We start from the raw sequence: 23,390 nt of genomic DNA on the forward strand, positions 1-23,390 counted from the left end.
TTTTTTGTACTTGTTGTGGAATGCGATGGGGGGGCTTATTGCACCAGCAGAAGCGCCCCGGAGACGAAGGCGAAGATGAGTACGAAGCGGCGCAGGCGCGTCTCGTTGATCAGGTGGCGGGCCCAGTGGCTGGCGACCACACCCAGCGCCAAAGGCACGCACAGGGCCAGCACCGGAGAGACCTGCTCGGTGTGCAAATGCCCGCCCACAGCCAGCGCCACCAGCGAAATCACCTCTCCCACCAGAAAGCACAGGGCCACAGAGCCCCGCAAGGTGGCCACCGGCGAGTGCTGGTACACCAGGGCGAGCGGCGGGCCGCCCACACCGGTGGCGGTTTCGGTGATGCCGGTGATCACGCCGGTTGAGATCAGCGCCCGGCGCCCGGGCACAAAAGACGGCGCCAACCAAGTGGCCAGGCACGCGGCGATCGTCGACAGCCCGATCAGCAGGTTGAGCTGCGAAAGCGGCAGCAAGAGCAGGATCCAAAGACCGCCAAACGTGCCGGCAAAACGCCCCAGGGTAATCCACGAGCTGCCTCTGAAATCGATGGCGCTACGCTCGCGCCAGGCAACGGCGGCATTGAGCGGCAACATCAATATCAGCAGGCTGATGGGCAAGGACTCCGGCGCCAGCAACCCCATTACCGGTGCCACGATCAGTGCGAAGCCCATGCCCGTCGTACCCTGGATAAGCGCACCGCACGCGACGGCGACAGCAATGATGTACAGGGGGTCGAAGGGTAGATTCATCGTTCTTTCGTTCCTGTCAGTCAAGCCACGCTCGGCAAGGGGTGCACTTTATGGATGGGGGCCTGGTCGACGACGCTTCTGGCCAGCGCATCGACCCGGCGCATCAGGTCGCGTGCATCCCAGTCAGTGGGCCAGCCTTGCCACAGGCGTACCTTGCCCTGCACCACCACGGCCTGGATCTGGTCGCGGTTGGCGAGCCTGACCAGGTCCCAGGGCAGGTTCCAGGACGGCAGCAACTCGGGGACCGCCAGGTCCACCAGCAGGAAATCCGCCGCCTTACCCGACGCGATGCGCCCGGTCACCTTGCCCAGCCCCAGCACGTCAGCGGCGCTACCGGTGCCCATGTCCAGCCACAACTGGCCGCTGCCACACACCGAGTCGCCAACCGGCAACCCATGGGCAAAGCGCTGCGCGGCTTCGGCGTAATCGAGCAGGCGGAAACCGTCACCACGGGTGCCGTCGGTGCCCAGGCCAACGGGAATTCCCAGGCAGTGCATCAGGTGCGCCTGGGCAACGGCATTGCCTTTCCAGGCGCTGGCCACCGGGTTGTAGCTCACGGCTGCGCCGCTATCGCGCAGCAGGCAGAGCTCGTTCGAGGTCAGCAGTGTCGCGTGGGCCAGCAATGCCCCCGGCCCCAACGCGCCCGCCCGGTGCAGTTGCTCGAGGGGCCTTACCCCGTAACGCTCAAGGGAACGCTCGACTGCAACCAGGTGTTCGTTGACATGGCTCTGGAACACCCTGCCCGCCTCATGGCACAGGCGGTACGCAGCGCCCAGGGTGGGGTCGGTGGCAATCTCGGGGATGGGGATTGCCAGCGACGGAGTGATCAGCGAGTCGTTGTCCCACGCGGCCAGGTGCTGCTCAGCCACCGAGAGCACCTGGCGGGCATCGAGTACACGCTCGCCTTCCAGATCGTTGCAGGTTTTGGCCAGTACGCAGCGTATGCCCACTTCATGGACCGCCTGGGCAATTGCCTCCACCCCCTCCTTGGAGCGGGTACCGGCATCGCACACCGTGGTGAAACCGCCACGCAACGACTCGAAGGCGGCCAGTTTGCTGGTCAGGTACAGCAGGTCGGTATCCAGCGAGCCCTCAAGGGGAATCCACACGCGACGAAAGATCTCCGACGGCTCGCCAAACACCAGGCCTTTGCCGAAGCTCTGGCTGAGGTGGTGATGGGTATCGATGAAGCCCGGCATCAACAGCTGGTTTTCAAGACGCAGGACGGCATGGTCGGGATAGCGGCCTTGCAGCAGCGCCAGCGGGCCGACATCGGCGAAGTGGCCATCGACCACGCGCACGGCGTGATCTCGGAGCGGCCCTTCCGGCAGCAACAGCCAGTCGGGGGCCAGCAGTTGGCCGGGCGCGACAAGGTGCTCTGGCGAAACTGCCAGGTGATGGGTAAAGGAGCAGTTCATATAAAAACCTTAGTGTGCAGGTCAGGAGTTGATCAGCTTTGCCTTGGCGTCCGCGGCGGTGTGCGGGCGGCCAATGCAATGGAAAAGAAAGTTCATGACAGCCGCGGTCAGCGCGCCCATGGCAACGCCATTGCCGAGCAGCCCGGCGATGCCGTTGGGGAACTGGCTGTAGACGCCAGGCACAAGAATCGGTAGTAGCCCGACGGCCAGGGCGATGGACACCACATACATGTTGCCGTGGTTGCGCAGGTCCACTTTGCGCAGCATGTCGATGCCCATGGTGCCGACGATGGCAAACACAATCAGGCTGGTACCGCCGACCACGGCTTCAGGTACGCCTTCGATCAACCGTGCCAGCGGGGCAAGCAAGGCGAAGACCAGCAACAACACGCCGGAAACTGCAGTCACATAGCGTGAACGTACATGGGTGGCGCGGATGACGCCGATGTTTTCGCCGCTGGTGATGATCAGCGAAGTGCCCATGAAACCACCGAAGATCGAGGTCAGCGCATCGCCACGGATCGTCCGCACCACGTCTTTATGTACGTCCAGGGGTTTGTCTACCGCTTCACTGATGGCCACGGTCTGGCCGGTGGCCTCTACCATCGAAACCAGGCAAAAGAGCATCAGCGGGATCGAGGCGAACACATCGAAGTGCGGCACGCCGAACGGCATGAAGGTCGGCAGGCTCAACAAGGGGTAGGCACCAAGGCCTGCGCGGTCGAATGCGCCGATGGCCACTGCAAGCAAACTGCCGCCCAGCAAGCCCAGCAAGATCGACAACTGGCCCAGCGTGCCGCGCAACAGCCGCGCGCAGAGCACGGTGATGGCGATGGTGGCAAAGGCCAGCAGCAGTTGCTGGGGCGCGGCGAAATGCGCGCTGCCGGGCTGGCCGACAATCAACTGGCCCGACAGCTTGACCAGGTTGACCGCGACCAGCAGCAACATGGTGCCCACGACCACCGAAGGGAAAAACCGTAGCAGGCGCCGAAACACCGGCAACACCAGAAAGTAGAAAATGCCCGTCAGGATCACCGCGCCCGATGCCGTCGCCACACCGTTCTGCTGGGCGATCAGGATGAACAACATGATCGGTGCGCCGCCAGGCAGCATGATGAACGGCAGGCGTGCGCCACAGCCCCGCAAGCCCAGCGACTGCAACAACGTGCCCAGGCCACAGACCAGAAAGGTGGCGCTGAGCAGCTGTAGCGTCAGCTCACTGGAAAAGCCGAGGGCCGTGGCCATCAGAAACACCGACGCGATCGGCGATGCCGCCATCACCAGCACATGCTGGGCACCAAACATCAGCAACTGGCGCCAGGGCAGGCGCTCATCAACAGGGCTAACAGGGTTCTTTTCGATATCCGGCATATCCCACCTCGACCTGAGCCGCCAGCGACGGCCCATTGAATTATTGTTATTTGGATCTGGACGAGCCTTGGCAGGAAAAATGCTGTCATCTCCCCTACCAAATCGATTTGTTTGTTTACCCAAATCGATTTGGGTGAAATGTATCCCTGTCCACATCGACTGTCAACGCATCCATCACCCCGGCGCGCCTCAGTAGCTGATAGCCTTCAGGCAGCGTATAACTGCCGCCATCGCTTCAAAGAGCCCACCTGTCTATGCCCAACAGCACGTCTCGCCGCCTCACCATTGCCGATGTCGCCAACGCCGCCGGGGTGTCGCGCACCACCGTGTCCCACGCGCTGAATGATCGCGGGCAAGTCGATCCGGCGACCCGGGCACTGGTGAAGGAAGTCGCTGAACGCCTGGGTTACAGCCCCAACCTGCGTGCCCAGCGCCTGCGCACCGGCCGTGCCAACGCCATTGCCCTGCTCTCCTCCATGCCCTTTGCCGTGGCCGGTGGGTCGTCGCGCTTGGGCTTCTTGATGGAAATCGCCGCCACCGCTACAGAGGCGGCGCTGCGTCGAGGCGTGGCGCTGGTGCTGGTGCCGCCCATGGATGAGGCCCAGGACCTGCTTGATAGCCTGGATATCGACGGTGCGGTGATCATCGAACCGGTCGCCAACGACCCGAACGTTGCGCGCTTGCGCAAACGCGGCGTGAAGCTGGTGTCCATCGGGCGCCAACCCGAGGCACAGGCCTTGCCGTACATCGACATGCATGGCGAAGCCACCGGGACACTGCTGCTCGACCACCTGCACCAACAGGGCGCCCGGCACATCGGCCTGGTGATCGGGGCGCAATCCCGGCACTCCTACCTGGACATGGAGCAGGCCTACCGGGCGTACTGCACCGCCAACGACCAGGTACCGGCGATCGTTCGGGCAGATGAAGGGGGGGGCGAAGCAGCCGGTGCGGCCGCGTGCCTTGAACTGTTGCAAGCGCATCCAGACATCGACGGCCTGTGCGTGCCGGTCGATGCCTTTGCCACCGGCGCCGTGCGGGCGTTGCGGGACAAAGGGCTCAAGATCCCCCAGGACGTGAAGGTGGTGACGCGCTACGACGGCTTGCGGGCACGCGAAAGTACACCGCCACTGACGGCGTTGGACATGCATCTTGAAGACGTGGCTGCCCTGGCCATCGAGCTGCTCTTCGAGCAAATCAATGATACTGGCGAGCGTCAGCGTATTGATGCTCCGATGGCTACGCTGGTTGCGCGTGAGTCGAGCCTAGGCTCTGTATGAAACCTTTGGAGGCCTGATTTTTCGTTTGCTCAGGCGCAGCATGGCAGGACATGGGTGCTCAAGTGCCTGGTAAACGATGCTGCAAGCCGGTAGGGATGGCATTGCTGTCACGCTCCAGTTGCTGGATCGACTTGGCCGACTGCTCGATCTCCTGGCTCAGGCGGTCTACGCTCTGCACCGCTGCGTCAATCTGCTGCTGACCTTCGCGGACCTGCTGCTGGCTAATGATGCCGCTCAACCGGTAGCCGCTTTCAGGCCTCACCGCGCAGAGGGGCCGTCATCCTTTGACCTACACGCAAAAGTCATTGTCCTGCCCGCCGCTTTTTCTCGCCCTTGCCCCCGCCCAGAATCCGGGCCTGACATCACTTCCCGATCAGGAGATTCCGGATGAACCACTTCAAGCCCCTGCTGCTCGCCGCCGCCCTGGCCACCAGCGCCCAAGCCACCCTGGCCGCTGACTGGCAGGATTCACCCTACGGCAAGCAGGACGAAATCGGCGCCGCCAACCTGCTCACCCCCGAGGTGGTCAAGCAGGCCGTCGGCCTGGTCAAGACCGGCAAAACCTACCCCCTCGCCGTGCCGGTGAGCAAGGACCTGCCGGCCTTCCGCCACCGCAGCTTCCACCTCTACAACATCCAGCCCGGCGAACAGGCCGGCCGGACCCTGGGCAAGAACAAGTTCAGCTTCAACGACGAGCTGGTCAACGGCTGGACCGGCGTCGGCACCCAGCTCAACGGCATCGGCCACATCGGTATCGACAACGTCTACTACAACGGCAACAAGGCCGCCGACTTCGTCACCGTCGAAGGCGTGACCAAGCTTGGGGTCGAGAAGGTACCGCCGATGGTCACCCGTGGCGTGGTGCTGGACATGACCACCTACTACGGCAAGGCCATCGTGCCGGGCGGCACGTCGTTCACCGTGAACGACATCAAGGCCGTGCTGAAGAAACAAGGCATCACCTTGCGCAAGGGCGATGTGGTGCTGTTCAACACCGGTTGGCTGGAGCTGATCGGCAAGGACAACCAGCAGTTCCTCGCCACCGAGCCCGGCATCGACCTGCCAGCGGCTCGATGGCTGGCCGACCAGGGCATCGTCGCCTTCGGTGGCGACACCTGGGCCTCGGAGGTCTACCCCAACCCGACGGGCGAAGAGTTCCCGGTCAACCAGTTCATGCTGGCCAAGCGCGGCATCTACAACCTGGAACTGATCGACACCCGCGCCCTGGTGCGCGACAAAGCCTTCGAGTTCCTGTTCGTGTTGGGCCAGCCGCTGTACAAGGGCTCGACCCAAGTCAACATCAACCCGGTGGCCATCCACTGATCGTACATCATTGATGCCTCTTGCCTGTGCGCCGCGATAGGCAAGTGCATCTCTATTAATGACTCCCAGTCAAAGGTTTGAAACCGGACACCCCCTGCTCGCCCCGGCCATCGGGGCCTTTGGTATCGGCACCACCGAATTACCCCTATGGGTCTGCTGCCGGTGCATGCTGCTGGTATGGCTGGGCGGACGCGGCAAGGTCGCTACCAGCGCCGTGGGCGAGACAGTAGTTCGCCCGCCAGGGAGGCTAGCCAAGGCAGAGCTGTCCGAGTAAAACTCCGGACAGTTCCCTTGGAGGTCTCATGCAAGATCTACGTCAGTTGCGCTACTTCGTCGCCGTCGCCGAATGCGAGAACGTTGGACGCGCGGCCGAGCAGCTTCACATCTCCCAATCCCCCCTGAGCCGGCAGATCGCCCAGCTCGAGGGCAATCTGGGCCTTGCCCTGTTCGAGCGGCGCAACCAACGCCTGTACCTCACCGCTGACGGCCGCACCTTCTTGTCCGAAGCCCGCGGCCTGCTGAAGCATGCCGAGCGCCTGGAGTCGCTGGGCAAGCGCCTGGGCCGTGGCGAGGAAGGCGGCCTGTGCATCGGCTACGTCAACCACGCTATCCATGCCGGCGTCCTGCCCGGCGCGGTGCGGGCCATCCGCAGCGAACGCCAGAACATCCATATCGCCCTTTACAACATGACCCCGCGCGAGCAGTTCGAAGGCCTGCGCCAGCGCAGCCTGGACATCGCCTTGGTCTGCGAGCCCCCGCCCAGCGACGACCCCGACCTGCGTGGCCAACCCGTGCTGGACGACCCTCTGCTATTGGCCATTCCCGCCGAGCACCCCTTGGCCGTCAAGGCCGAACTCACGCCCGCCGACCTGCATGAGCAGGAATGGATCATCACCGGTGGCCAGCCTGACCAGATCAACAAACGCGACGATTTCATCGCCCGCTGCGCCGACGCAGGCTTCACCCCGCGCCTGTCGCTGGAGGCCAACGACCCGCTGAGCGTGCTCGGACTGGTGTCCGCCGGGCTGGGCCTGGCGATGGTCCAGAGCAGCCTGTCCACCAGCGCAGGGCCCACCGTTGTGCTGCGCAAGCTGTCGTGGTTCAGCCCCTGCGTGCAGCTGTGGGCAGCCTGGCACCGGGTGGATCTGCGGCCGATCGTGAGCGTGTTCCGCAAGCGGGTGTTGGCGCAGGCAGAGTAGACATACAAGGTCTTAACTCAGTCGAATTATGTCTTTTACAGTCTTACCAGGCAGCACTAGCATGGCTCCCATCGATGCAACTCATCCACAGGAGCCATCCCATGAACATCGACCTCGGCGCACGCACCGCCATCATCAGCGGCTCGACCGGCGGTATTGGTCTGGCCATCGCCCGCGGCCTGGCCCGCGCCCATGCCGACGTGGTCATCGCCGGCCGTAGCCAGAAGTCGGTCGACGCCGCCCTGGCCGAACTGCACGCCCAAGGTGGCCGTGGCCAGGTCCACGGCGTGGTTGCCGACCTGGGCACCGCCGAAGGCGCCCAAGCCCTGTTCGACGCCCACCCGAGCGCCGACATTTTGGTCAACAACCTGGGCATCTATGATGACGTCGATTTCTTCGATGTCCCCGACAGCGAGTGGAGCCGCTTCTACGACACCAACGTGCTGTCCGGCGTGCGCCTGGCTCGCCACTACGCACCGGGCATGGTCGACAAAGGCTGGGGGCGGATCCTGTTCATCTCCTCCGAGTCCGGCATTGCCATCCCGGCCGACATGATCAACTACGGAGTGACCAAGGCCGCCAACCTCGCCGTATCCCACGGCCTGGCCAAGCGCCTGGCAGGCACTGGCGTCACCGTCAACGCGGTACTGCCCGGCCCGACGCTCACCGACGGCGTTGCCACCCTGGTGGCTGAAGCAGCCAAGGTGTCCGGCCGCAGTCTTCGCGAAGAAGCGGACAACTTCGTGCGCACCGCTCGCCCGAGCTCGATCATCCAACGCGCCGCCGAGGTCGATGAAGTCGCCCACCTGGTGGTGTACCTCGCTTCCCCTTACTCCTCCGCCACCACCGGTGCGGCCCTGCGGGTCGACGGTGGTGTGGTCGACAGCCTCGCTATCTGAATTCAACTGGAGAACCCATCATGGCCAACGCCTACGCATCCCTGAAAACCCACCACAGCCCTGATCACGTCTGGGCCCTGATCGGCGGCTTCGACAGCCTGCCCGACTGGCTGCCGTTCATCCCTGAAAGTATCTCCAGCGAAGGCGGCCGCGTGCGCTCGCTGAAAGACCCGGATGGCAACACCATCATCGAGCGCCTGATGGCCTTCGATGAACAACAGCGCAGCTACAGTTACTCGATCCTCACCAGCCCGTTCCCGGTGACCGGCTATCTGTCGACCCTGCGGGTCAAAGCCGACGGCCAGGGCAGCCTGGTGGAATGGCTCGGCGAGTTCACCCCGGTTGGCGTGAGCGACGATGAAGCCATCGCACTGTTCACCGGCATCTACGACGGTGGTCTGCAAGCCCTGGCCAAGACCCTGGGCTGAAATGAACACAAGGGGCCGTCGCACAGCGGCCCCTCGTCATTGTTGCCCCTCGATCAACACGCCTTTGCGCCAGTGCAGCTGTTTCCCCCCGCTACACCTCGCTACCCTTCCCCTTCTTCTCTCAAGAGGATTCCCCATGTCCACCACGCATCGCGCCTGGGGTTGGACCCCGGGCGCCGGCCTGGACGGCCTTGAGCTCATCGACAAACCCCTCCCCCCACCCGGCCCCGGCCATGTGCTGGTGGCTAACCGCGCCATCGCCCTGAACCCGGTGGACTGGAAGATCTGCGAATGGGGCCATGCCGATTGGCGCCAGGGCACCGTGCCCGGCGTCGATGGTGCCGGCACCGTTGCCGCCGTCGGTGAAGGGGTCGACCTGCCCCTGGGCACCCGTGTCGCCTATCACCAGTCCCTGTCCCGCGATGGCAGCTTTGCCGAGTACTGCCTGCTCGATGCAAGCCTGGTGATGCACATCCCCGCCAACCTCGATGACCCCGCCGCCGCAGCGGTCCCGTGCCCAGCCCTCACCGCCTGGCAGGCCCTGGCCAAGGTAGCCGACGGCGCCTCCCGTGACGTGCTGGTAGTGGGCGCCGGTGGCGCGGTGGGCTTCTACCTTGTTCAGCTCGCCGTGCAGCGCGGTTTGCGCGTATGGGCCACCGCTGGCGAGAAACACCACGACCGCCTCAGGCAACTGGGCGTGGTCGGGGTGTTCGACTACCGCGCCAGTGACTGGCAAGCACGCCTGCAAGCCGCCCTGGGTGAGCGCCCGCTGCATGCATTGTTCGACACCGTCAGTGGAGAGCATGCGGCGAGCCTGGCTTGCCTGCTCGGCTACAACGGCCACCTGGTGTGCATCCAGGACCGCCAGGAAGCCGCCCCCCTGCCCGCCTTCAGCACAGCGATCTCGTTGCATGAAGTAGCGCTCAACAGCATCCATGCCCATGGTCTGCGGCTCGATCGCCAGGCGTTGAAGGTCGAAGGGGAGCGTTTGCTGCAAATGGTCGCCGAGGGCCGGCTGGTAATGCCGCAGCGCCTGGACTTTGCCTTCGATGCGCTGCCGAAGGCATTGCGCCAACTCAAGGAAGGCCGCGCATCGGGCAAGTGGGTGACGCGGCTGGGGTGATCCAACCGCCTCGCCCAGGCGTGCAAGGTCAGAAAGTACCCGGGTAGGCACCGCCGTCGATCAGCAGGTTCTGCCCGGTGATGTAGCCTCCGTGGACGCCGCACAGGAAGGCGCAGTACGCCCCGAACTCCTTGGCATCGCCGAACCGCGCCGCCGGAATCGCCTGGCGGCGTGCCTGGGTGATCGCCTGCAGGTCGCCACTGGCCTGGCTCGCTGCCTGCAGAGTCTTTTGCAGACGGGCAGTGTCGAAGGCGCCTGGCAGCAAGTTGTTCAGGGTCACGTTGCGCCCGGCCAGACGCTGCTGACGGGCGAGACCTGCGATGAAACCGGTCAGGCCGCTGCGCGCGCCATTGGACAGGCCCAGGATATCGATCGGCGCTTTCACCGCGCCCGAGGTGATGTTCACCACCCGGCCAAAGCCGCGCTCGGCCATGCCATCGACCACGGCCTTGATCAGCTCGATGGGCGTGAGCATGTTGGCGTCCAGGGCCTTGAGCCAGTCTTCCCGACTCCAGTTACGGAAATCACCTGGCGGTGGACCACCGGCGTTGTTGACCAGGATATCGACCTGCGGGCAGGCGCTGAGCAGGGCCTCGCGTACCGCAGGCTCGGCCACGTCGCCTGCGACCGTGCGTACCTCGATGCCCGAGAAGCGGCTGCGCAGTTCGACGGCCGTCTGCTCCAGGGTGGTGGCGGTGCGGGCGTTGATCACCAGGTTGACGCCCTCGCCGCCCAGGGCCTCGGCGCAGCCTTTGCCCAACCCTTGGCTGGCGGCGCAGACGATGGCCCAGCGGCCCTTGATACCTAGATCCATGTTGGCTCCTCGTCGATTGATGCGTTGGACATTATCACGCGTTGAAGCGCACTGGCCCCTGTGAAAGCAGCGGTTCGGTTGCCCCTACAGGATGCCTGCACGGGCCATTGGCGGGAAAACCCCACGGGTTGTTTGGTGCTTTCAATAGCACCGTTACCTCTGGAGCGGGTTTACCCGTGAAGACGATGCGCTGCATCTGCATCAACGATGCTGTAAATCTGGTTACCGGCCAGCGCGCTGAGGAGACGCCTGGCTCTGGCCCTTTCGTCATGCGCGCCGAGGGCCACCACCTTTCCCTGAACATCGAGACAGGAAAAGCCGTCTGGCGCTACTGCGTAGAGGTAACCGGCCACTACATGGCACCGAAGAAAGCCGGCGGCATGAAGCGCGTGAACAAAACGGTCTCGGTGGTCGCCAACTACTGCCCGTTCTGCGGCAAAAAGTGCACAGCAGACGATGAAGAGACAACCAGAGCCACATCAGCCTGACGTTAACTGCCCATCTGTGCCCGCCCATACAGGAAAGCATGGCGCAGAGCCCTCGTTGCCCATGTCGATTTACAGGCGCAGTCATAGAAGGTTCTGCGGTGTGGGTGGGCAGAAAATCACCAACTCACTGTCGCAGATAGGCGAACATGTGTTGTACGTAATCGGCCTTCCCGAGCGGCACACCGTTGTGACGCAGAATGTTGTATGCCGTGACTAGATGAAAGTAGAACTGCGGTGTAACCCAATTGACTGCGTACTCACTGCCAGTCATATCAAAAGTGATGCTATTTGGTAGCTCAATCGCGATTTGGAGCTCTGCTGCTGCATCTACCGTCGCTGCATCAGCAGTGTCGAGAATTCGTAAAGTTCGCTCGATCAGCGCCTTCGCCGATGCCATATCCTCTGGCGGCGAGAGCGACTCCAGCGGCTGCCGTGTAAGCCGCTGAACCGCCTCCTGCGCCTGGACACACGCAAACTGAACTTGCCTAGCGAGATTGTGCATGTCTGGTGCTAGCCGAGACTCAAGCAAGATTACCGGATCATAGCCACGATCACGGGCGCAGGTCTCTCCCTTAGATAGAAGAGCCGATAAGGATCGTAACATCTGGGCAAAACAGGGGATGGTGATTGCGTAGATCGACATATATTTTCCCTGAGTAATCATTCGACATGGGCACAAGCAATCAACCTTTTTCACTGTCACCCAGTGTGCTGAATCCTAGCAGATAACTGCAGCTTACCCGCCAACAGCATTTTTTACTGCCCCCAAGTTCTTTGACATAGAGAGATTTGAGCCGGAGACCGACGCCAGGTGTTTTACGGGGCGCTGGACTTCATCGCCAGCGCAGAGCGCCCTGCCCCATAGACAGTTCAGGGGGAGACAGTGCGGTGTTGATGGATGCGCGAGCTTAGTGCACCGCGAGGCCGAAAGGCGGCAGCCGCAGGCTGTGCGGCAAAGCCGGGTTAGCTCCGGCCTCACCCCCCTTCCCTTGACGGCCAGGAAAGACTGACCAGATCCATCCCCCCGACATTGCAATGGTGATCGCCATGCATCGCGAGCCCGCAACGCTCATCAGTGCGGCGGCCGTTTTGTCGAGATCTGCGTCGGACATCACCACCATGTGATTCTTCGTGCTGCTGAGCGCTTGCCATTGGCAGCGTCCACGGCACAGATATGCAGTGCGATGAGCGCGGTGCTGACGAAACTGACGGCCATCAGGGTGGGCAAGGACCGAATCGACTTGTCTCCCTGCCCCCCATTGACCACGCCTGCGAACGAGCCAGCCTCGGCCCACGCTGTCTCCCGTGCAATTGCCCGGATCACCTTTTCGGACCCGCTCAGCTTGGCCATATGCCCCCTTGCTGATGGCGTGATGGCCTCAAAGGGGACTTATCACGAACAACCCGAAACGTCACTTACTGCCGAATGCCAAGGGTTTTTGCTGGTCGACGTGAGTAATGCCCTTATAAGATGTCTCTCTGGTTATTGGCATTTTCAAAATCCCAGAGGTAACACTGGACCCTGACCCGTGAACACCTACTTTGACGTCTCAAACTCAAGTAGAGGAACGTTATGGCTGATGAAATAGACGATGATCGTCCTGTTTACCGGGCAGCCTGCCATTGCGGGGCGGTACAGTTCTCATTGCGCTTGACCGATGGCACGCGTACAGCACGTAGATGTAACTGCTCCCTCTGCCGTATGCGTGGTGCCGTGGCGGTATCAGCTAACCTGGGCGACATCACTATTACCCAAGGGGAAGAGGCGCTCACTCTTTATCAGTTCAACACACGCGAAGCGAAGCACTACTTCTGCTCTAAGTGTGGCATCTACCCTTCCACCGGCGCCGTTCTGCGCCCGATCAGTACGGCGTTAATGTGGCCTGTATTGAGGGAATGAGCCCATTTGATTTCCCAGAGGTGCCTGTCAATGAGGGTCGGACTCATCCTAAAGACCGTGTAGGCAGGGGCTCCGGGGTTGCAGGATGGGTGCGATACGAAAGCAATGCAGAGTGACTGCACAGCTTGCTTGGAGACAGCACTGCGAGGCTGTGGCTCTCGCTGCAAAGAGCACGTCTATTATGCGCCTCCCGCTGGTTCAGCGGCATAAGCCATGAAGCCTAGAGGAAGCAAGCTCGAGGTTGAGACTGAGAAGCTTCTGGCTGTCCGCGAGCGTCCGCTTTCAACCAAAAGCTGCCGCTGGGTAGAAAAACCATCACCCACAAAAAAGCCCCATTTTCAGGGGCTTTGATGAGAAATATGGCGGAAGCGTAGAGATTCGAACTCTAGGATAGTTGCCCATCGACGGTTTTCAAGACCGTTGCCTTAAACCACTCGGCCACGCTTCCAGAACGATTTTGCGGCCGCAATCATACCGTAATGAAACAAGCTGTCAAACTCTCTGTGTCGCGGGCCACGACGGCTCTGATATGCTCCTTGCAACCATACGTTTCAAACCACAGGAGTGTCGCCATGCGCGAACAGGATTATGCCGTACAACACGGCCAGCAGGTCGAGCAGCAGGAGGTCAGCCGCGTCCTGCGCAACACATACAGCCTGCTGGCGCTCACCCTCGCCTTCAGCGGTGTCATGGCCTTCATCGCCCAGCAGATGCGGGTCGGCTACCCGAACATCTTCGTCGTGCTGATCGGTTTCTACGGACTGTTCTTCCTCACCGCCAAGCTGCGTGATTCGGCCTGGGGCCTGCTCTCCACCTTCGCCCTCACCGGCTTCATGGGCTTCATCCTCGGGCCTATCCTCAACCGCTACCTGGGCATGAGCGGCGGTGCCGAAGTGGTCAGCTCGGCGTTCGCCATGACCGCCCTGGTGTTCGGCGGCCTGTCGGCCTACGTGCTGATCACCCGCAAGGACATGAGCTTCCTCAGCGGCTTCATCACCGCGGGCTTCTTCGTTTTGCTGGGTGCCGTGCTGGCCAGCTTCTTCTTCCAGATCAGCGGCCTGCAACTGGCGATCAGCGCCGGCTTCGTGCTGTTCTCGTCGGTGTGCATCCTGTTCCAGACCAGCGCCATCATCCATGGCGGGGAACGCAACTACATCATGGCGACCATCAGCCTGTACGTGTCGATCTACAACCTGTTCGTCAGCCTGCTGCAGCTGTTCGGCATCATGGGGCGCGACGACTGATCGCGGTTCTTGTCGAGAAAAGCCCGCTTCGGCGGGCTTTTTCGTCAGTGGCCAAGCGCTGTAACCCACTGGGCTGCTTTGCAGCCCATCGCGGGCAAGCCCGCTCCCACAGGGTTCCCGCAAACCACATCACGGGGCGGACAGTTAAGCGGGGGTACGTCTGCTTGGCGGTGGCCCCAACCATCGCGTCCTTGCCCGCACCAGTGGGGTACCTCTACCCCTAACCTTCCAAGCCCCGTAGAATGCGCTCCTTTTTTCATCCGGGGCAGCTTTCCCATGAGTTCCATCGAACACGTGCCGGGCGCGGCGGCGCCTGCCAATGAACTGGTCCTTGGCCTGGAGGACAAGCCGCGGCCGCTGATCGGGCTGCTGGCGGCGCTGCAGCACCTGCTGGCGATCATCGTGCCGATCGTCACGCCGGGCCTGCTGATCTGCCAGGCCCTGGGCGTGTCGCCACGGGACACCAACCTGATCGTGTCCATGTCGCTGGTGATCTCCGGTATCGCCACCTTCGTCCAGTGCAAGCGCTTCGGGCCGTTCGGGGCGGGGCTGCTGATCGTCCAGGGCACCAGCTTCAACTTCGTCGGGCCGCTGATCGCCGGTGGCGCGCTGATGGTCAAGCAGGGTACGCCGGTGGAAAGCGTGATGGCGGCGATCTTCGGCGTGGTGATCGCGGGCTCCTTCGTGGAAATGGGCGTCTCGCGCATCCTGCCGTTCATCAAGCGGCTGATCACCCCGCTGGTCACCGGCATCGTCGTGCTGATGATCGGCCTGACCCTGATCAAGGTCGGCCTGATCAGCATGGGCGGTGGCTTCGCCGCCATGGGCAACGGCACCTTCGCCAACGGCGAGAACCTGCTGCTGTCGGGCGTGGTACTGGCGATCATCGTAGTGCTCAACCGTATCCCGGTGGTGTGGATGCGCAGCTGTGCCATCGTCATCGCCCTGGCCGTGGGCTACGCGCTGGCGGGCTACCTGGGCCGTCTGGACTTCACTGGCATGCACGAGGCCGCGCTGTTCCAGGTGCCGGTGCCGCTGCACTTCGGCCTGGGCTTCTCTTGGGCGCTGTTCATCCCGATGCTGGTGATCTACCTGGTGACGTCGCTGGAGGCCATCGGTGACGTCACGGCCACCAGCAAGGTCTCGCGCCAGCCAGTCGAAGGCCCGCTGTGGATGCAGCGGATCAAGGGCGGCGTGCTGGTCAACGGTGCCAACTCGCTGCTGGCCGGGTTGTTCAATACCTTCCCCAGTTCGATCTTCGCCCAGAACAACGGCGTCATCCAGCTGACCGGCATCGCCAGCCGCCACATCGGTATCTGGATCGCTGTCATGCTGGTACTGCTGGGCCTGTTCCCCAGCGTCGCCGGGGTGATCCAGGCGGTGCCCGAGCCGGTGCTCGGCGGCGCGGCCATGGTGATGTTCGGCGCGGTGGCGGCCTCGGGCATCAATATCCTGGCCAGCACCCGCCTCGATCGCCGGGCGCTATTGATCATCGCCGTTTCCCTGGCCCTGGGCCTGGGTGTCGCGCAGGTGCCGGAATTCCTCGCACACATGCCGGCCGCCCTGCGCAATGTGCTGGAGTCGGGCGTGGCCACTGGCGGCATCTGCGCGCTGGTGCTGAACTGGTTCCTGCCCGAGGGCAAGGAAGCGGCCTGATCGTCCTCTCGCCTGGCCTGCAAAGCCCGCGCCCACACAGGTGCGGGCTTTTTTGCTTTATCATGGCCGCATTCCTTTGCACGAGCTTCCCATGAAATTCGCCATCGCGGTCTTTTCCCCGGCCCATGCGCCCTCTTCGCGGCGCGCCCTGCGCTTCGCCGAGGCGGCGCTGGCCGGCGGGCACGAGATTGCCCGCCTGTTCTTCTACCAGGACGGGGTGCACAGCGCCTCGGCCAACATCGTCGCCCCCCAGGACGAACTGGACGTGGCGGCCCAATGGCGCACCTTCATCAGTGCCCACCAGCTCGACGCCGTGGTGTGCATCGCCGCGGCCCTGCGCCGGGGCGTGCTCGACGAGGCCGAGGCCAACCGCTACCAACGTCCGGCGGTGAACCTGCCGGCACCGTGGGAGCTGTCCGGCCTGGGTCAACTGCACGAGGCGGCGCAGGTCGCCGACCGCCTGGTCTGCTTCGGAGGCGATTGAGATGGCCAAGTCCCTGCTGATCATCAGCCGCCAGGCGCCTTGGAATGGCCCGTGCGCCCGCGAGGCGCTGGATATCGCCCTGGCCGGCGGCGCCTTCGACCTGCCCCTGGGCATGCTGTTCCTCGATGATGGCGTGTTCCAGCTCGCCGCCGGCCAGCAACCCGCCGCGCTGCAACAGAAGAACCTCGCCGCCAACCTCCAGGCGCTGCCGATGTTCGGCGTCGAGGAGCTGTTCGCCTGTGGCCACAGCCTGGCCGAGCGCGGCCTGGACGCCGGCGCCCTGGAGCTGCCGGTGCAGGTGCTGGACGATGCGGCCCTGTCGGCCTTGATTGCCCGTTTCGACCAGGTGGTGACGCTCTGATGACGACCCTTCATGTAATCAGCCACTCGCCCTTCGGCGATGATCGCCTGGCCAGTTGCCTGCGCCTGCTTGGCGTCGATGACGCCCTGTTGCTATGCGGTGATGCCGTGTACGCCCTGCGTGCCGGCAGCGAGCCGTATCGTCGGCTGCAAGCGGCCGGCCTGGGCCAGCGTCTGTTCGCCCTCGACGAGGACCTGCAGGCTCGCGCCCTCACCGGCGAACTTGCCAAGGCCGTGGACTACCCGGCCTTCGTCGCGTTGTCACTGCACTACGACAAGGTCAATACCTGGCTATGAGCACCCTGACTGTCGGCGATCGGCAGATCGCCCTGGACAAGGACGGCTTCCTGGTCGACCTGCAAGACTGGTCCCGCGATGTCGCCGAGGCCCTGGCCGCGCGCGAAGATATCCCGCTGACCGAGGCCCACTGGGAAATCCTCGAGCTGCTGCGCCAGTTCTACGAGGAATACCAGCTGTCGCCGGCCACCCGCCCGCTGATCAAGTACACCGCGCTCAAGCTGGGCCCGGAGAAAGGTAACAGCCCACACCTGAACCGCCTGTTCAACGGCACGCCCGCCAAACTCGCCGCCAAGCTGGCGGGCCTGCCCAAGCCGACCAATTGCATATGACCGAACCCCGACCGCTGACCCTGGAAACCCCGGCCGAACACCCCTTCGCCGAATTCGTGCGCATCCTCGGCAAAGGCAAGCGTGGTGCCCGCGGCCTGACCCGTGAAGAAGCCCGCGCAGCCATGACCCTGCTGCTGGAGGGCAAGGTGGAGGATACCCAGCTCGGCGCCTTCCTCATGCTCCTGCGGCACAAGGAAGAAAGCGCCGAAGAGCTGGCCGGCTTCACCGAGGCCCTGCGTGCCCAGCTGCAAGCCCCGAATATCGCCGTGGACCTGGACTGGCCCAGCTACGCCGGCAAGAAGCGCCACCTGCCCTGGTACCTGCTGGCGGCCAAGTGCCTGGCCGGCAACGGCGTGCGTATCCTCCTTCACGGCGGTGGCGCGCATACCGCCGGGCGGCTGTACACCGAGCAGTTGCTGGCCCTGCTGGAGATCCCCCTGTGCCGCGACTGGCCGTCGGTGGCCAATGCCCTGGACGAGCGCCGCCTGGCGTTCGCCCCATTGCAGGACTGGGCCCCGCCGCTGCAACGGATGATCGACCTGCGCAACACCCTCGGCCTGCGCTCGCCGATCCACTCCCTGGCCCGGGTGCTCAACCCGCTGAATGCGCGCTGCGGCCTGCAGAGTATCTTCCACCCTGGCTACCAGGCGGTGCACCGCGAAGCCAGCCGCCTGCTCGGCGACCATAGCGTAGTCATCAAGGGCGATGGTGGCGAAATCGAGATCAACCCGGACGTGGCCAGTCATCTCTATGGCACCACGGGCGGCGAAGCCTGGGATGAGGAATGGCCAGCGCTGAGCGCCCAGCGGCATGTCAAGCCGGCCAGCCTGCAGCCGGAGCACCTGCTGACGGTATGGCGCGGCGAGGCCGGGGACAGCTACGGCGAGTTGGCCGTGGTGGCGACCATGGCCCTGGCCCTGCGCGGGCTTGGCCAGGAGCGTGAAACGGCCTTCGAGACGGCTCGCGGCTACTGGGCGGGTCGCAAGAACATCGAATAATTCGATCCGATCAGTGCAGTCTTTGCGCTATTCATTCGAACGCTTTTGCCTAGACTGGGCTCCAACGACCAACGATTGTGTTCCGAGGAGCTCACCATGGGCCTTTTGATCGACGGCCGCTGGCATGACCAGTGGTACCAGAACAGTAAGGACGGCGCCTTCCAGCGCGAGAATGCCCAGCGCCGCAACCCGCTGCCCGCCGCCGAAGCCGGGCGCTACCACCTGTATGTGTCGCTGGCCTGCCCCTGGGCGCACCGCACCCTGATCTTTCGCGCCCTCAAGGGCCTGGAGCCGCTGATCGACGTGTCGGTGGTCAGTTGGTTGATGGGCGAGCAAGGCTGGACCTTCGACCAGCAACAGGGCTCCACGGGCGATCAGCTGGACGACCTCCAGTATCTGCACCAGCGCTATACCCAGGACGACCCGCACTATACCGGGCGCGTGACCGTACCGGTGCTGTGGGACAAGCAGGAACGACGTATCGTCAACAACGAGTCGGCCGAGATCATCCGCATCTTCAACAGTGCCTTCGACGAACTGACCGGCAACCGCCTGGACCTCTACCCCGAGCCGCTGCGTGCGACCATCGATACGCTCAACGAACGTATCTACCCGGCGGTGAACAACGGCGTCTACCGTGCGGGCTTCGCCACGACACAGGAGGCCTACGAGGCCGCGTTCGACGACGTGTTCAACGAGCTGGATCATCTGGAACAGCTGCTAAGCCGCCAGCGTTACCTGGCTGGCGAGTACCTGACCGAGGCCGATGTACGCCTGTTCACCACCCTGGTGCGCTTCGACGCGGTATACCACGGCCACTTCAAGTGCAACCTGCGCCGGCTCGCCGACCACCCGAACCTGTCCAACTGGTTGCGCGAGCTGTATCAGTGGCCAGGGGTGGCGGCAACGGTGAACATGGCGCATATCCAGAAGCACTACTACATGAGCCACAAGACCATCAACCCGAACGGCATCGTGCCCAAGGGGCCGCTGCAGGATTTCAACCTGGCGCATGACCGCGAGCGCCTGCCAGGCCGTGGTATCTGGCAGGCTCATTGAAATTTCTGTTCTGGCCGAAGGACTTGTCGCGCGTCAATCGCGCATGAAGCCGCCATCCACATCCATGATCTCGCCGGTGACGAATCCCGCCTCCGCCGATGACAGGAAACACACCGCCGCCGCAATGTCTCGCGGCGTGCCGGCGCGCCCCAGCGGCATCTGGGCCAGCACCTGGGCCCGGGCCTGGGGCGCCAGCACGCTGGTCATCTCGGTGTCCGTCAATGCTGGCGAAACCGCATTGACGGTCACATCGAAGGGCCCGGCCTCACGCGCCAGGCCCTTGGTCAGCGCAATCACCGCGCCCTTGGCCGCCGCGTAGCAGCTGTTGCCCAACAACCCGCCGCCACGCTTGCCGGCAACCGAGGCAATGTTGACGATGCGCCCGCCGCGTCGTGCCATCATCCCCGGCAGCACCGCCTTGACGCAGAAGAACACGCTGTTGAGATCAATCGCCATGACCCGGTTCCACTCCTCGGTCGTCAACTCCAGCAGCGGTGCAGTGGAAACGATGCCGGCGTTGTTGACCAGGATATCGACCCCGCCCAAGCGCCGCTCGACCTGATCGACCATGGCCCGCACCTGCTCCTCGTCGGCCACATCCACACCCAATCCAAGCGCCTGGATACCTTGTTCACGCAATAGGCCGGCGGCACGCTCGACGGCTTCCGGGTCGAGGTCGGCCAGGGCCACCCGCGCACCGCAGTGGCCAAGCGCCACGGCGATGGCGTAGCCGATGCCGCGCGCAGCACCAGTGACCAGCGCGGTGCGGTTGGCCAAGGTGAAGTTCAGAGGTGCATAGACAACAGGGGCATTCATAGTTGTTTTCCCTTGATGTGGACGAAGCCAGGCCCACCCCCTGCATCCCAGGGGGCATGATGTAAAAACAGCGATAACGATGGATCAGGCGCTGCGGCAGGCACCGAGTGCCAATTGCTCCTTGAGCGGCGGGATATCCAGGCGTCGCAATACCCGATATAACGACGGCCGGCAGATACCCAGCTCACGGGCCGCGGCAGACATGTTCCAACGACAGGCCTGCAGCACCTCGAGCACGCTGGCACGCTCGTCGCCCGAGCGCTGCGGGCGGATTGGCGTGACGTTCGGCAGCGCTGGCCGGGGCACGATGGCAGTGCCGCCCAGTTGCGCCAGGAAATCTACCGGCAGGTCGCCACGCTGGATTCGCGTGCCTTCCATCACCGCGCAGGCGTAGCGCACCACGGCGCGCATCTGCCGCAGGTTGCCGGGCCAGGCATGGCTCAACAGCAACGACCATGCTTCAGCGCTGATCACCTGGCGTGGATCGCGGCCGGGCAACTCGTGGGCGACCATGTTGCACAACAACTCGCCACGGTCGCTGCGCTCGCGCAACGGCGGCAAGTGCACGACGCCGGTGGCGATACGATAGAACAGGTCCTCGCGGAAGCTGCCATCGGCGACCCGGGCCGCAAGGTCCTGGTGAGTCGCACAGACCAGCGCGAAGTTCACCGGCAGGCTGCGCTCGCCGCCCAACGGGGTGACCTCGCGCTCGGCGATCACCCGCAGCAGGCGGGTCTGCTGCTCGTAGGGCATGTCGCCGATCTCATCGAGAAACAGCGTACCGCCGTCGGCCTGTTGCACCTTGCCCTTCTTGCCGCCAGGCAGCGCCCCGGAGAAAGCGCCGCGGGTATAGCCGAACAGCTCGCTCTCGATCAGGGTTTGCGGGATCGACGCACAGTTGAGCGCCACCAGTTGCGCGGCACGGCGCTGGCTATGGGCATGCAGGGCGCGGGCAAGAATTTCCTTGCCGGTGCCAGTTTCGCCGCGGATCAACACGGCGATGCCGCGCTCCATCAGGCGCAGCGCGCGGCGAAAGGCCTGGCGTACCTGAGGGTCGCTGTCATGGGCAATATCGGTTTCGGGCACTACGGGGGTGGGAGCAAGCACAGCAGGTTCGGTCAGCGAGGGCATCAGCGTCACCTTTTGTTGTTCTATAGCTCGTGACTATGTCGACGGGCAACGCTTATGGCGTTGCCGAAGCCGATGGGGTGTTGCACTTGCACATTAGGGAGGCTCACTTATATTTTCCAATACATAATCAAGCATCCATTGATACCTTTGCGAGCATCATGATCGAACTCCGCCACCTGCAGTACTTCCGTACCCTGGCCGAGACCCTGCACTTCGGCCGTGCCGCAGAACGCCTGCACATTTCCCAGCCACCGCTGTCGCGGCAGATCGCCCTGCTGGAAGAGGAGCTTGGGGTCAAGCTGTTCGATCGTTCGCGCCGGCGCGTGGAACTGACCGAAGCCGGGCAGCGCTTCTACCTGGACACCGGCACGGTGTTCGCCGCCTTCGAGCAGGCCAAACGCAACGCCCTCGCCGCAGCCCGCGGTGCGGCCGGGGCTCTGTCGGTCGGTTTCATGATGTCCACCGCCTACAGCATCACCCCGGCCATCACCCGGCGCTACGCGGCGCTGTATCCGCAGGTCGACCTGAAACTGACCGAAACCCTGCCGCTGGACCTGGCCCAGGACATCAGCAGTGGCAACAAGGACGTCGCGATCATGTACCGCCCCCAGGACTGTTCGGGGCTGGAGACCATGACCCTGTACCGCGAGGAAATGACCCTGGTCTTGCCACCGGCCCATCGCCTGGCCCAGCGGGCGATGGTCGAGCCCCGTGACCTGGCGGGCGAGAGCTTCATCATCGTTCCTCGGCGCATCGCCCCGGCCCTGCACGACATGATCTGCGGTTACTGCCTGCAGCACGGCGTGACGCCGAACATCGGCATGGAGATCAACATGCAGCAGACCATCGTCAACCTGGTGGGCGAAGGCCTGGGGGTGGCGATAGTGCCGCGCTCGATGCGCAACATGCGCCTGGCCAGCACGACCTTCCGGCCACTGCGTGATGCGCCGGTGATCGAAGTGGTGGCGGTGTGGAAGGCGGATAACCACAACCCGTGCATTGCCACATTCGTGGAAACGGCGCGGCAGGCTGGGGAGCAGGCGACACAGGAGGACGACGCACGGCGGGCGCTCGAACATTGACCGTGAGTGGGCAATAGGGATTCTTAGAAAAAACTATCGTCGCAACGGTTCCTGTGGGAGATCACCCAGCCCTTCGGGCTACGCTGTCGCGCAGAGGACAGGGACCGAAAGGGCTGGGCAATCTCCTACAGTGGCTCAGCTCAGATCTCCAGGATCCCCGAAGCCATGAACCCGCCATCCACCGGGATCACGTGCCCGCTGATATACGAGGCATCTTCCGACGCCAGGAAGGCCACCGCCCCCGCCATCTCCGCCGGCGTTCCGTAACGGCGCAGCGGCACCGCCCGGGCGTAAGACTCGCGCGTGGCCGCCGAATGCAGGGTTCGGGTCAGCGGCGTATCCACCGGCCCTGGAGCAATGCCATTGACGGTGATGCCATGCTCGGCCAATTCGATGGCCATCTGCCGGGTCAGGCCGATCACCGCCGCCTTGGACGTGCCGTAGGCGGTACGCCCCATGCTCGCGCGCATGCCACTGATCGAGGCGACATTGATCACCCTCCCCCAGCCTTGCTCGCGCATCAGCAGGGCCGCCTGCTGGCTGCACAACAAGGTGCCGGTCAGGTTGATGTTCATCACCCGCTGCCAGCCCTCCAGGTCGGTCTCCAGAAACGCCTGGGTGCGGGCGACACCGGCATTGTTGACCAGTACATCGCAACGCCCGCAGCGCGTACGCAGGGTGTCGAACAACACAGCGATGGATTGCGGATCACCGATGTCGATGACCATGGCCAGGGCATCGATGCCCTGGGCCTGCAGCCCCGCCGCCGTTTCTTCGGCTGCCGCCAGGTTGATATCGGCCACTACCACGGTGTGGCCATCGTGCCCCAGGCGCTCGGCGATGGCCGCGCCGATGCCCATCGCCGCCCCGGTCACCAGGGCTACCCGGCCCTCGGCCGGCCAGTTGATTGTGGTTGTCGCAGCTTGGCTCATGATAGGA

The 23,390-nt window shown here is 63.7% G+C and carries 26 protein-coding genes, 1 tRNA gene and 1 pseudogene; 17 read left to right on the plus strand and 11 right to left on the minus strand.

Annotation, left to right across the window (positions count from 1 at the left end; genetic code table 11):
• Positions 1-35: 35 nt before the first annotated feature.
• The 3 genes from WCE05_RS10210 to WCE05_RS10220 are packed head-to-tail and all read right to left on the minus strand — an operon-like array spanning position 36 to position 3,694.
• The gene (locus WCE05_RS10210) at positions 36-749 is read right to left on the minus strand and encodes a sulfite exporter TauE/SafE family protein (RefSeq protein ID WP_253080609.1); all 714 of its coding nucleotides are present in this window, start codon (positions 747-749) and stop codon (positions 36-38) included.
• Between the two features lie 20 nt (positions 750-769).
• Positions 770-2,167 (minus strand): amidohydrolase family protein, encoded by a 1,398-nt coding sequence (locus tag WCE05_RS10215; protein WP_368815851.1) that lies wholly within the window; start codon positions 2,165-2,167, stop codon positions 770-772.
• Between the two features lie 21 nt (positions 2,168-2,188).
• Positions 2,189-3,694 carry a uracil-xanthine permease family protein gene (locus WCE05_RS10220; RefSeq protein ID WP_225789222.1) on the minus strand — a complete coding sequence of 502 codons (1,506 nt, stop codon included), beginning with the start codon at positions 3,692-3,694 and terminating at the stop codon, positions 2,189-2,191.
• Between the two features lie 98 nt (positions 3,695-3,792).
• Between WCE05_RS10220 and WCE05_RS10225 the strand changes: the two genes are divergently transcribed.
• A complete protein-coding gene (locus tag WCE05_RS10225; RefSeq protein WP_368815852.1) occupies positions 3,793-4,818 on the plus strand; it encodes a substrate-binding domain-containing protein in 1,026 nt (341 codons plus the stop codon).
• A gap of 58 nt (positions 4,819-4,876) precedes the next feature.
• Here the strand turns inward: WCE05_RS10225 and WCE05_RS10230 are convergent, their stop codons facing one another.
• Positions 4,877-5,056 carry a hypothetical protein gene (locus WCE05_RS10230; RefSeq protein WP_253091559.1) on the minus strand — a complete coding sequence of 60 codons (180 nt, stop codon included), beginning with the start codon at positions 5,054-5,056 and terminating at the stop codon, positions 4,877-4,879.
• A 149-nt stretch (positions 5,057-5,205) separates the two neighbouring features.
• Between WCE05_RS10230 and WCE05_RS10235 the strand changes: the two genes are divergently transcribed.
• From WCE05_RS10235 to WCE05_RS10255, 5 genes are all read left to right on the plus strand, one after another.
• Positions 5,206-6,141 carry a cyclase family protein gene (locus WCE05_RS10235; protein ID WP_253080607.1) on the plus strand — a complete coding sequence of 312 codons (936 nt, stop codon included), beginning with the start codon at positions 5,206-5,208 and terminating at the stop codon, positions 6,139-6,141.
• 302 nt (positions 6,142-6,443) lie between these two features.
• Positions 6,444-7,340, plus strand: coding sequence for a LysR family transcriptional regulator (locus WCE05_RS10240; protein ID WP_368815853.1), 897 nt, complete (start codon positions 6,444-6,446; stop codon positions 7,338-7,340).
• Positions 7,341-7,441: 101 nt separating this feature from the next.
• The gene (locus tag WCE05_RS10245) at positions 7,442-8,239 is read left to right on the plus strand and encodes an SDR family NAD(P)-dependent oxidoreductase (RefSeq protein WP_253091555.1); all 798 of its coding nucleotides are present in this window, start codon (positions 7,442-7,444) and stop codon (positions 8,237-8,239) included.
• A 20-nt stretch (positions 8,240-8,259) separates the two neighbouring features.
• Positions 8,260-8,667 (plus strand): SRPBCC family protein, encoded by a 408-nt coding sequence (locus WCE05_RS10250; RefSeq protein WP_225789219.1) that lies wholly within the window; start codon positions 8,260-8,262, stop codon positions 8,665-8,667.
• Positions 8,668-8,803: 136 nt separating this feature from the next.
• A complete protein-coding gene (locus WCE05_RS10255) occupies positions 8,804-9,790 on the plus strand; it encodes a zinc-binding dehydrogenase (protein WP_368815854.1) in 987 nt (328 codons plus the stop codon).
• A gap of 28 nt (positions 9,791-9,818) precedes the next feature.
• Here the strand turns inward: WCE05_RS10255 and WCE05_RS10260 are convergent, their stop codons facing one another.
• Positions 9,819-10,604: an SDR family oxidoreductase gene (locus WCE05_RS10260; protein WP_253091557.1), complete on the minus strand. Its 786-nt coding sequence runs from the start codon at positions 10,602-10,604 to the stop codon at positions 9,819-9,821.
• A gap of 176 nt (positions 10,605-10,780) precedes the next feature.
• On the opposite strand from WCE05_RS10260, the gene WCE05_RS10265 reads away from it, so the two are divergent.
• Positions 10,781-11,092 carry a hypothetical protein gene (locus WCE05_RS10265; protein ID WP_368815855.1) on the plus strand — a complete coding sequence of 104 codons (312 nt, stop codon included), beginning with the start codon at positions 10,781-10,783 and terminating at the stop codon, positions 11,090-11,092.
• Between the two features lie 124 nt (positions 11,093-11,216).
• On the opposite strand, the gene WCE05_RS10270 is transcribed toward WCE05_RS10265, so the two are convergent.
• Both WCE05_RS10270 and WCE05_RS10275 read right to left on the minus strand, forming a co-directional pair.
• Positions 11,217-11,735, minus strand: coding sequence for a DUF1993 family protein (locus WCE05_RS10270; protein ID WP_368815856.1), 519 nt, complete (start codon positions 11,733-11,735; stop codon positions 11,217-11,219).
• A gap of 468 nt (positions 11,736-12,203) precedes the next feature.
• A complete protein-coding gene (locus tag WCE05_RS10275) occupies positions 12,204-12,443 on the minus strand; it encodes a hypothetical protein (protein ID WP_368815857.1) in 240 nt (79 codons plus the stop codon).
• Positions 12,444-12,665: 222 nt separating this feature from the next.
• On the opposite strand from WCE05_RS10275, the pseudogene WCE05_RS10280 reads away from it, so the two are divergent.
• Positions 12,666-13,108 (plus strand): annotated as a pseudogene (locus tag WCE05_RS10280) (GFA family protein).
• Positions 13,109-13,352: 244 nt separating this feature from the next.
• Here WCE05_RS10280 and WCE05_RS10285 read toward each other — a convergent pair.
• Positions 13,353-13,440: transfer RNA gene (locus WCE05_RS10285), tRNA-Ser, on the minus strand.
• Positions 13,441-13,564: 124 nt separating this feature from the next.
• Here WCE05_RS10285 and WCE05_RS10290 point away from each other — a divergent pair.
• The 8 genes from WCE05_RS10290 to WCE05_RS10325 all read left to right on the plus strand — a co-directional run bounded on the left by WCE05_RS10290 (position 13,565) and on the right by WCE05_RS10325 (position 19,422).
• Positions 13,565-14,236, plus strand: coding sequence for a Bax inhibitor-1/YccA family protein (locus WCE05_RS10290; RefSeq protein WP_225789213.1), 672 nt, complete (start codon positions 13,565-13,567; stop codon positions 14,234-14,236).
• Positions 14,237-14,512: 276 nt separating this feature from the next.
• Positions 14,513-15,892 (plus strand): nucleobase:cation symporter-2 family protein, encoded by a 1,380-nt coding sequence (locus tag WCE05_RS10295; protein WP_225789212.1) that lies wholly within the window; start codon positions 14,513-14,515, stop codon positions 15,890-15,892.
• A gap of 91 nt (positions 15,893-15,983) precedes the next feature.
• Positions 15,984-16,376: a sulfurtransferase complex subunit TusD gene (gene tusD, locus WCE05_RS10300; RefSeq protein ID WP_225789211.1), complete on the plus strand. Its 393-nt coding sequence runs from the start codon at positions 15,984-15,986 to the stop codon at positions 16,374-16,376.
• 1 nt (position 16,377) lies between these two features.
• The gene (gene tusC, locus WCE05_RS10305) at positions 16,378-16,737 is read left to right on the plus strand and encodes a sulfurtransferase complex subunit TusC (protein WP_253091048.1); all 360 of its coding nucleotides are present in this window, start codon (positions 16,378-16,380) and stop codon (positions 16,735-16,737) included.
• Entirely contained in the window at positions 16,737-17,033 is a 297-nt protein-coding gene (gene tusB / locus WCE05_RS10310) for a sulfurtransferase complex subunit TusB (protein ID WP_225789209.1), read from the plus strand. The genes tusC and tusB overlap by 1 nt, the downstream gene beginning before the upstream one ends.
• Complete coding sequence (locus WCE05_RS10315) at positions 17,030-17,365, plus strand: TusE/DsrC/DsvC family sulfur relay protein (RefSeq protein WP_225789208.1); 336 nt, start codon at positions 17,030-17,032, stop codon at positions 17,363-17,365. Before tusB ends, WCE05_RS10315 begins: the two co-directional genes overlap by 4 nt.
• 14 nt (positions 17,366-17,379) lie before the next feature.
• Complete coding sequence (locus WCE05_RS10320; protein ID WP_225789244.1) at positions 17,380-18,363, plus strand: glycosyl transferase family protein; 984 nt, start codon at positions 17,380-17,382, stop codon at positions 18,361-18,363.
• A gap of 96 nt (positions 18,364-18,459) precedes the next feature.
• The gene (locus WCE05_RS10325) at positions 18,460-19,422 is read left to right on the plus strand and encodes a glutathione S-transferase family protein (protein WP_368815858.1); all 963 of its coding nucleotides are present in this window, start codon (positions 18,460-18,462) and stop codon (positions 19,420-19,422) included.
• A gap of 33 nt (positions 19,423-19,455) precedes the next feature.
• Here WCE05_RS10325 and WCE05_RS10330 read toward each other — a convergent pair whose 3' ends face one another.
• Together WCE05_RS10330 and WCE05_RS10335 are read right to left on the minus strand one after the other, a co-directional pair.
• Positions 19,456-20,238, minus strand: a complete 783-nt coding sequence (locus WCE05_RS10330) for an SDR family NAD(P)-dependent oxidoreductase (protein WP_368815859.1) — start codon at positions 20,236-20,238, stop codon at positions 19,456-19,458.
• 84 nt (positions 20,239-20,322) lie between these two features.
• Positions 20,323-21,369 (minus strand): sigma-54-dependent Fis family transcriptional regulator, encoded by a 1,047-nt coding sequence (locus tag WCE05_RS10335; protein WP_225789205.1) that lies wholly within the window; start codon positions 21,367-21,369, stop codon positions 20,323-20,325.
• Positions 21,370-21,527: 158 nt separating this feature from the next.
• On the opposite strand from WCE05_RS10335, the gene WCE05_RS10340 reads away from it, so the two are divergent.
• The gene (locus tag WCE05_RS10340) at positions 21,528-22,451 is read left to right on the plus strand and encodes a LysR family transcriptional regulator (RefSeq protein WP_225789204.1); all 924 of its coding nucleotides are present in this window, start codon (positions 21,528-21,530) and stop codon (positions 22,449-22,451) included.
• Positions 22,452-22,591: 140 nt separating this feature from the next.
• On the opposite strand, the gene WCE05_RS10345 is transcribed toward WCE05_RS10340, so the two are convergent.
• Positions 22,592-23,383, minus strand: a complete 792-nt coding sequence (locus tag WCE05_RS10345) for an SDR family NAD(P)-dependent oxidoreductase (protein ID WP_225789203.1) — start codon at positions 23,381-23,383, stop codon at positions 22,592-22,594.
• Positions 23,384-23,390 lie beyond the last annotated feature (7 nt).

This window comes from Pseudomonas sp. I2 (genome assembly GCF_040984075.1).
GTDB classification, from domain to species: domain Bacteria; phylum Pseudomonadota; class Gammaproteobacteria; order Pseudomonadales; family Pseudomonadaceae; genus Aquipseudomonas; species Aquipseudomonas guariconensis_B.

Excerpts from the sequence above, each read along its gene's own strand:
- WCE05_RS10210 (WP_253080609.1), bottom strand. The coding sequence starts at position 749 with ATGAATCTACCCTTCGACCCCCTGTACATCATTGCTGTCGCCGTCGCG.
- WCE05_RS10215 (WP_368815851.1), bottom strand. The coding sequence starts at position 2,167 with ATGAACTGCTCCTTTACCCATCACCTGGCAGTTTCGCCAGAGCACCTT.
- WCE05_RS10220 (WP_225789222.1), bottom strand. The coding sequence starts at position 3,694 with ATGTGGACAGGGATACATTTCACCCAAATCGATTTGGGTAAACAAACA.
- WCE05_RS10225 (WP_368815852.1), top strand. The coding sequence starts at position 3,793 with ATGCCCAACAGCACGTCTCGCCGCCTCACCATTGCCGATGTCGCCAAC.
- WCE05_RS10235 (WP_253080607.1), top strand. The coding sequence starts at position 5,206 with ATGAACCACTTCAAGCCCCTGCTGCTCGCCGCCGCCCTGGCCACCAGC.
- WCE05_RS10240 (WP_368815853.1), top strand. The coding sequence starts at position 6,444 with ATGCAAGATCTACGTCAGTTGCGCTACTTCGTCGCCGTCGCCGAATGC.
- WCE05_RS10245 (WP_253091555.1), top strand. The coding sequence starts at position 7,442 with ATGAACATCGACCTCGGCGCACGCACCGCCATCATCAGCGGCTCGACC.
- WCE05_RS10250 (WP_225789219.1), top strand. The coding sequence starts at position 8,260 with ATGGCCAACGCCTACGCATCCCTGAAAACCCACCACAGCCCTGATCAC.
- WCE05_RS10255 (WP_368815854.1), top strand. The coding sequence starts at position 8,804 with ATGTCCACCACGCATCGCGCCTGGGGTTGGACCCCGGGCGCCGGCCTG.
- WCE05_RS10260 (WP_253091557.1), bottom strand. The coding sequence starts at position 10,604 with ATGGATCTAGGTATCAAGGGCCGCTGGGCCATCGTCTGCGCCGCCAGC.
- WCE05_RS10270 (WP_368815856.1), bottom strand. The coding sequence starts at position 11,735 with ATGTCGATCTACGCAATCACCATCCCCTGTTTTGCCCAGATGTTACGA.
- WCE05_RS10275 (WP_368815857.1), bottom strand. The coding sequence starts at position 12,443 with ATGGCCAAGCTGAGCGGGTCCGAAAAGGTGATCCGGGCAATTGCACGG.
- WCE05_RS10290 (WP_225789213.1), top strand. The coding sequence starts at position 13,565 with ATGCGCGAACAGGATTATGCCGTACAACACGGCCAGCAGGTCGAGCAG.
- WCE05_RS10295 (WP_225789212.1), top strand. The coding sequence starts at position 14,513 with ATGAGTTCCATCGAACACGTGCCGGGCGCGGCGGCGCCTGCCAATGAA.
- tusD (WP_225789211.1), top strand. The coding sequence starts at position 15,984 with ATGAAATTCGCCATCGCGGTCTTTTCCCCGGCCCATGCGCCCTCTTCG.
- tusC (WP_253091048.1), top strand. The coding sequence starts at position 16,378 with ATGGCCAAGTCCCTGCTGATCATCAGCCGCCAGGCGCCTTGGAATGGC.
- tusB (WP_225789209.1), top strand. The coding sequence starts at position 16,737 with ATGACGACCCTTCATGTAATCAGCCACTCGCCCTTCGGCGATGATCGC.
- WCE05_RS10315 (WP_225789208.1), top strand. The coding sequence starts at position 17,030 with ATGAGCACCCTGACTGTCGGCGATCGGCAGATCGCCCTGGACAAGGAC.
- WCE05_RS10325 (WP_368815858.1), top strand. The coding sequence starts at position 18,460 with ATGGGCCTTTTGATCGACGGCCGCTGGCATGACCAGTGGTACCAGAAC.
- WCE05_RS10330 (WP_368815859.1), bottom strand. The coding sequence starts at position 20,238 with ATGAATGCCCCTGTTGTCTATGCACCTCTGAACTTCACCTTGGCCAAC.
- WCE05_RS10335 (WP_225789205.1), bottom strand. The coding sequence starts at position 21,369 with ATGCCCTCGCTGACCGAACCTGCTGTGCTTGCTCCCACCCCCGTAGTG.
- WCE05_RS10340 (WP_225789204.1), top strand. The coding sequence starts at position 21,528 with ATGATCGAACTCCGCCACCTGCAGTACTTCCGTACCCTGGCCGAGACC.
- WCE05_RS10345 (WP_225789203.1), bottom strand. The coding sequence starts at position 23,383 with ATGAGCCAAGCTGCGACAACCACAATCAACTGGCCGGCCGAGGGCCGG.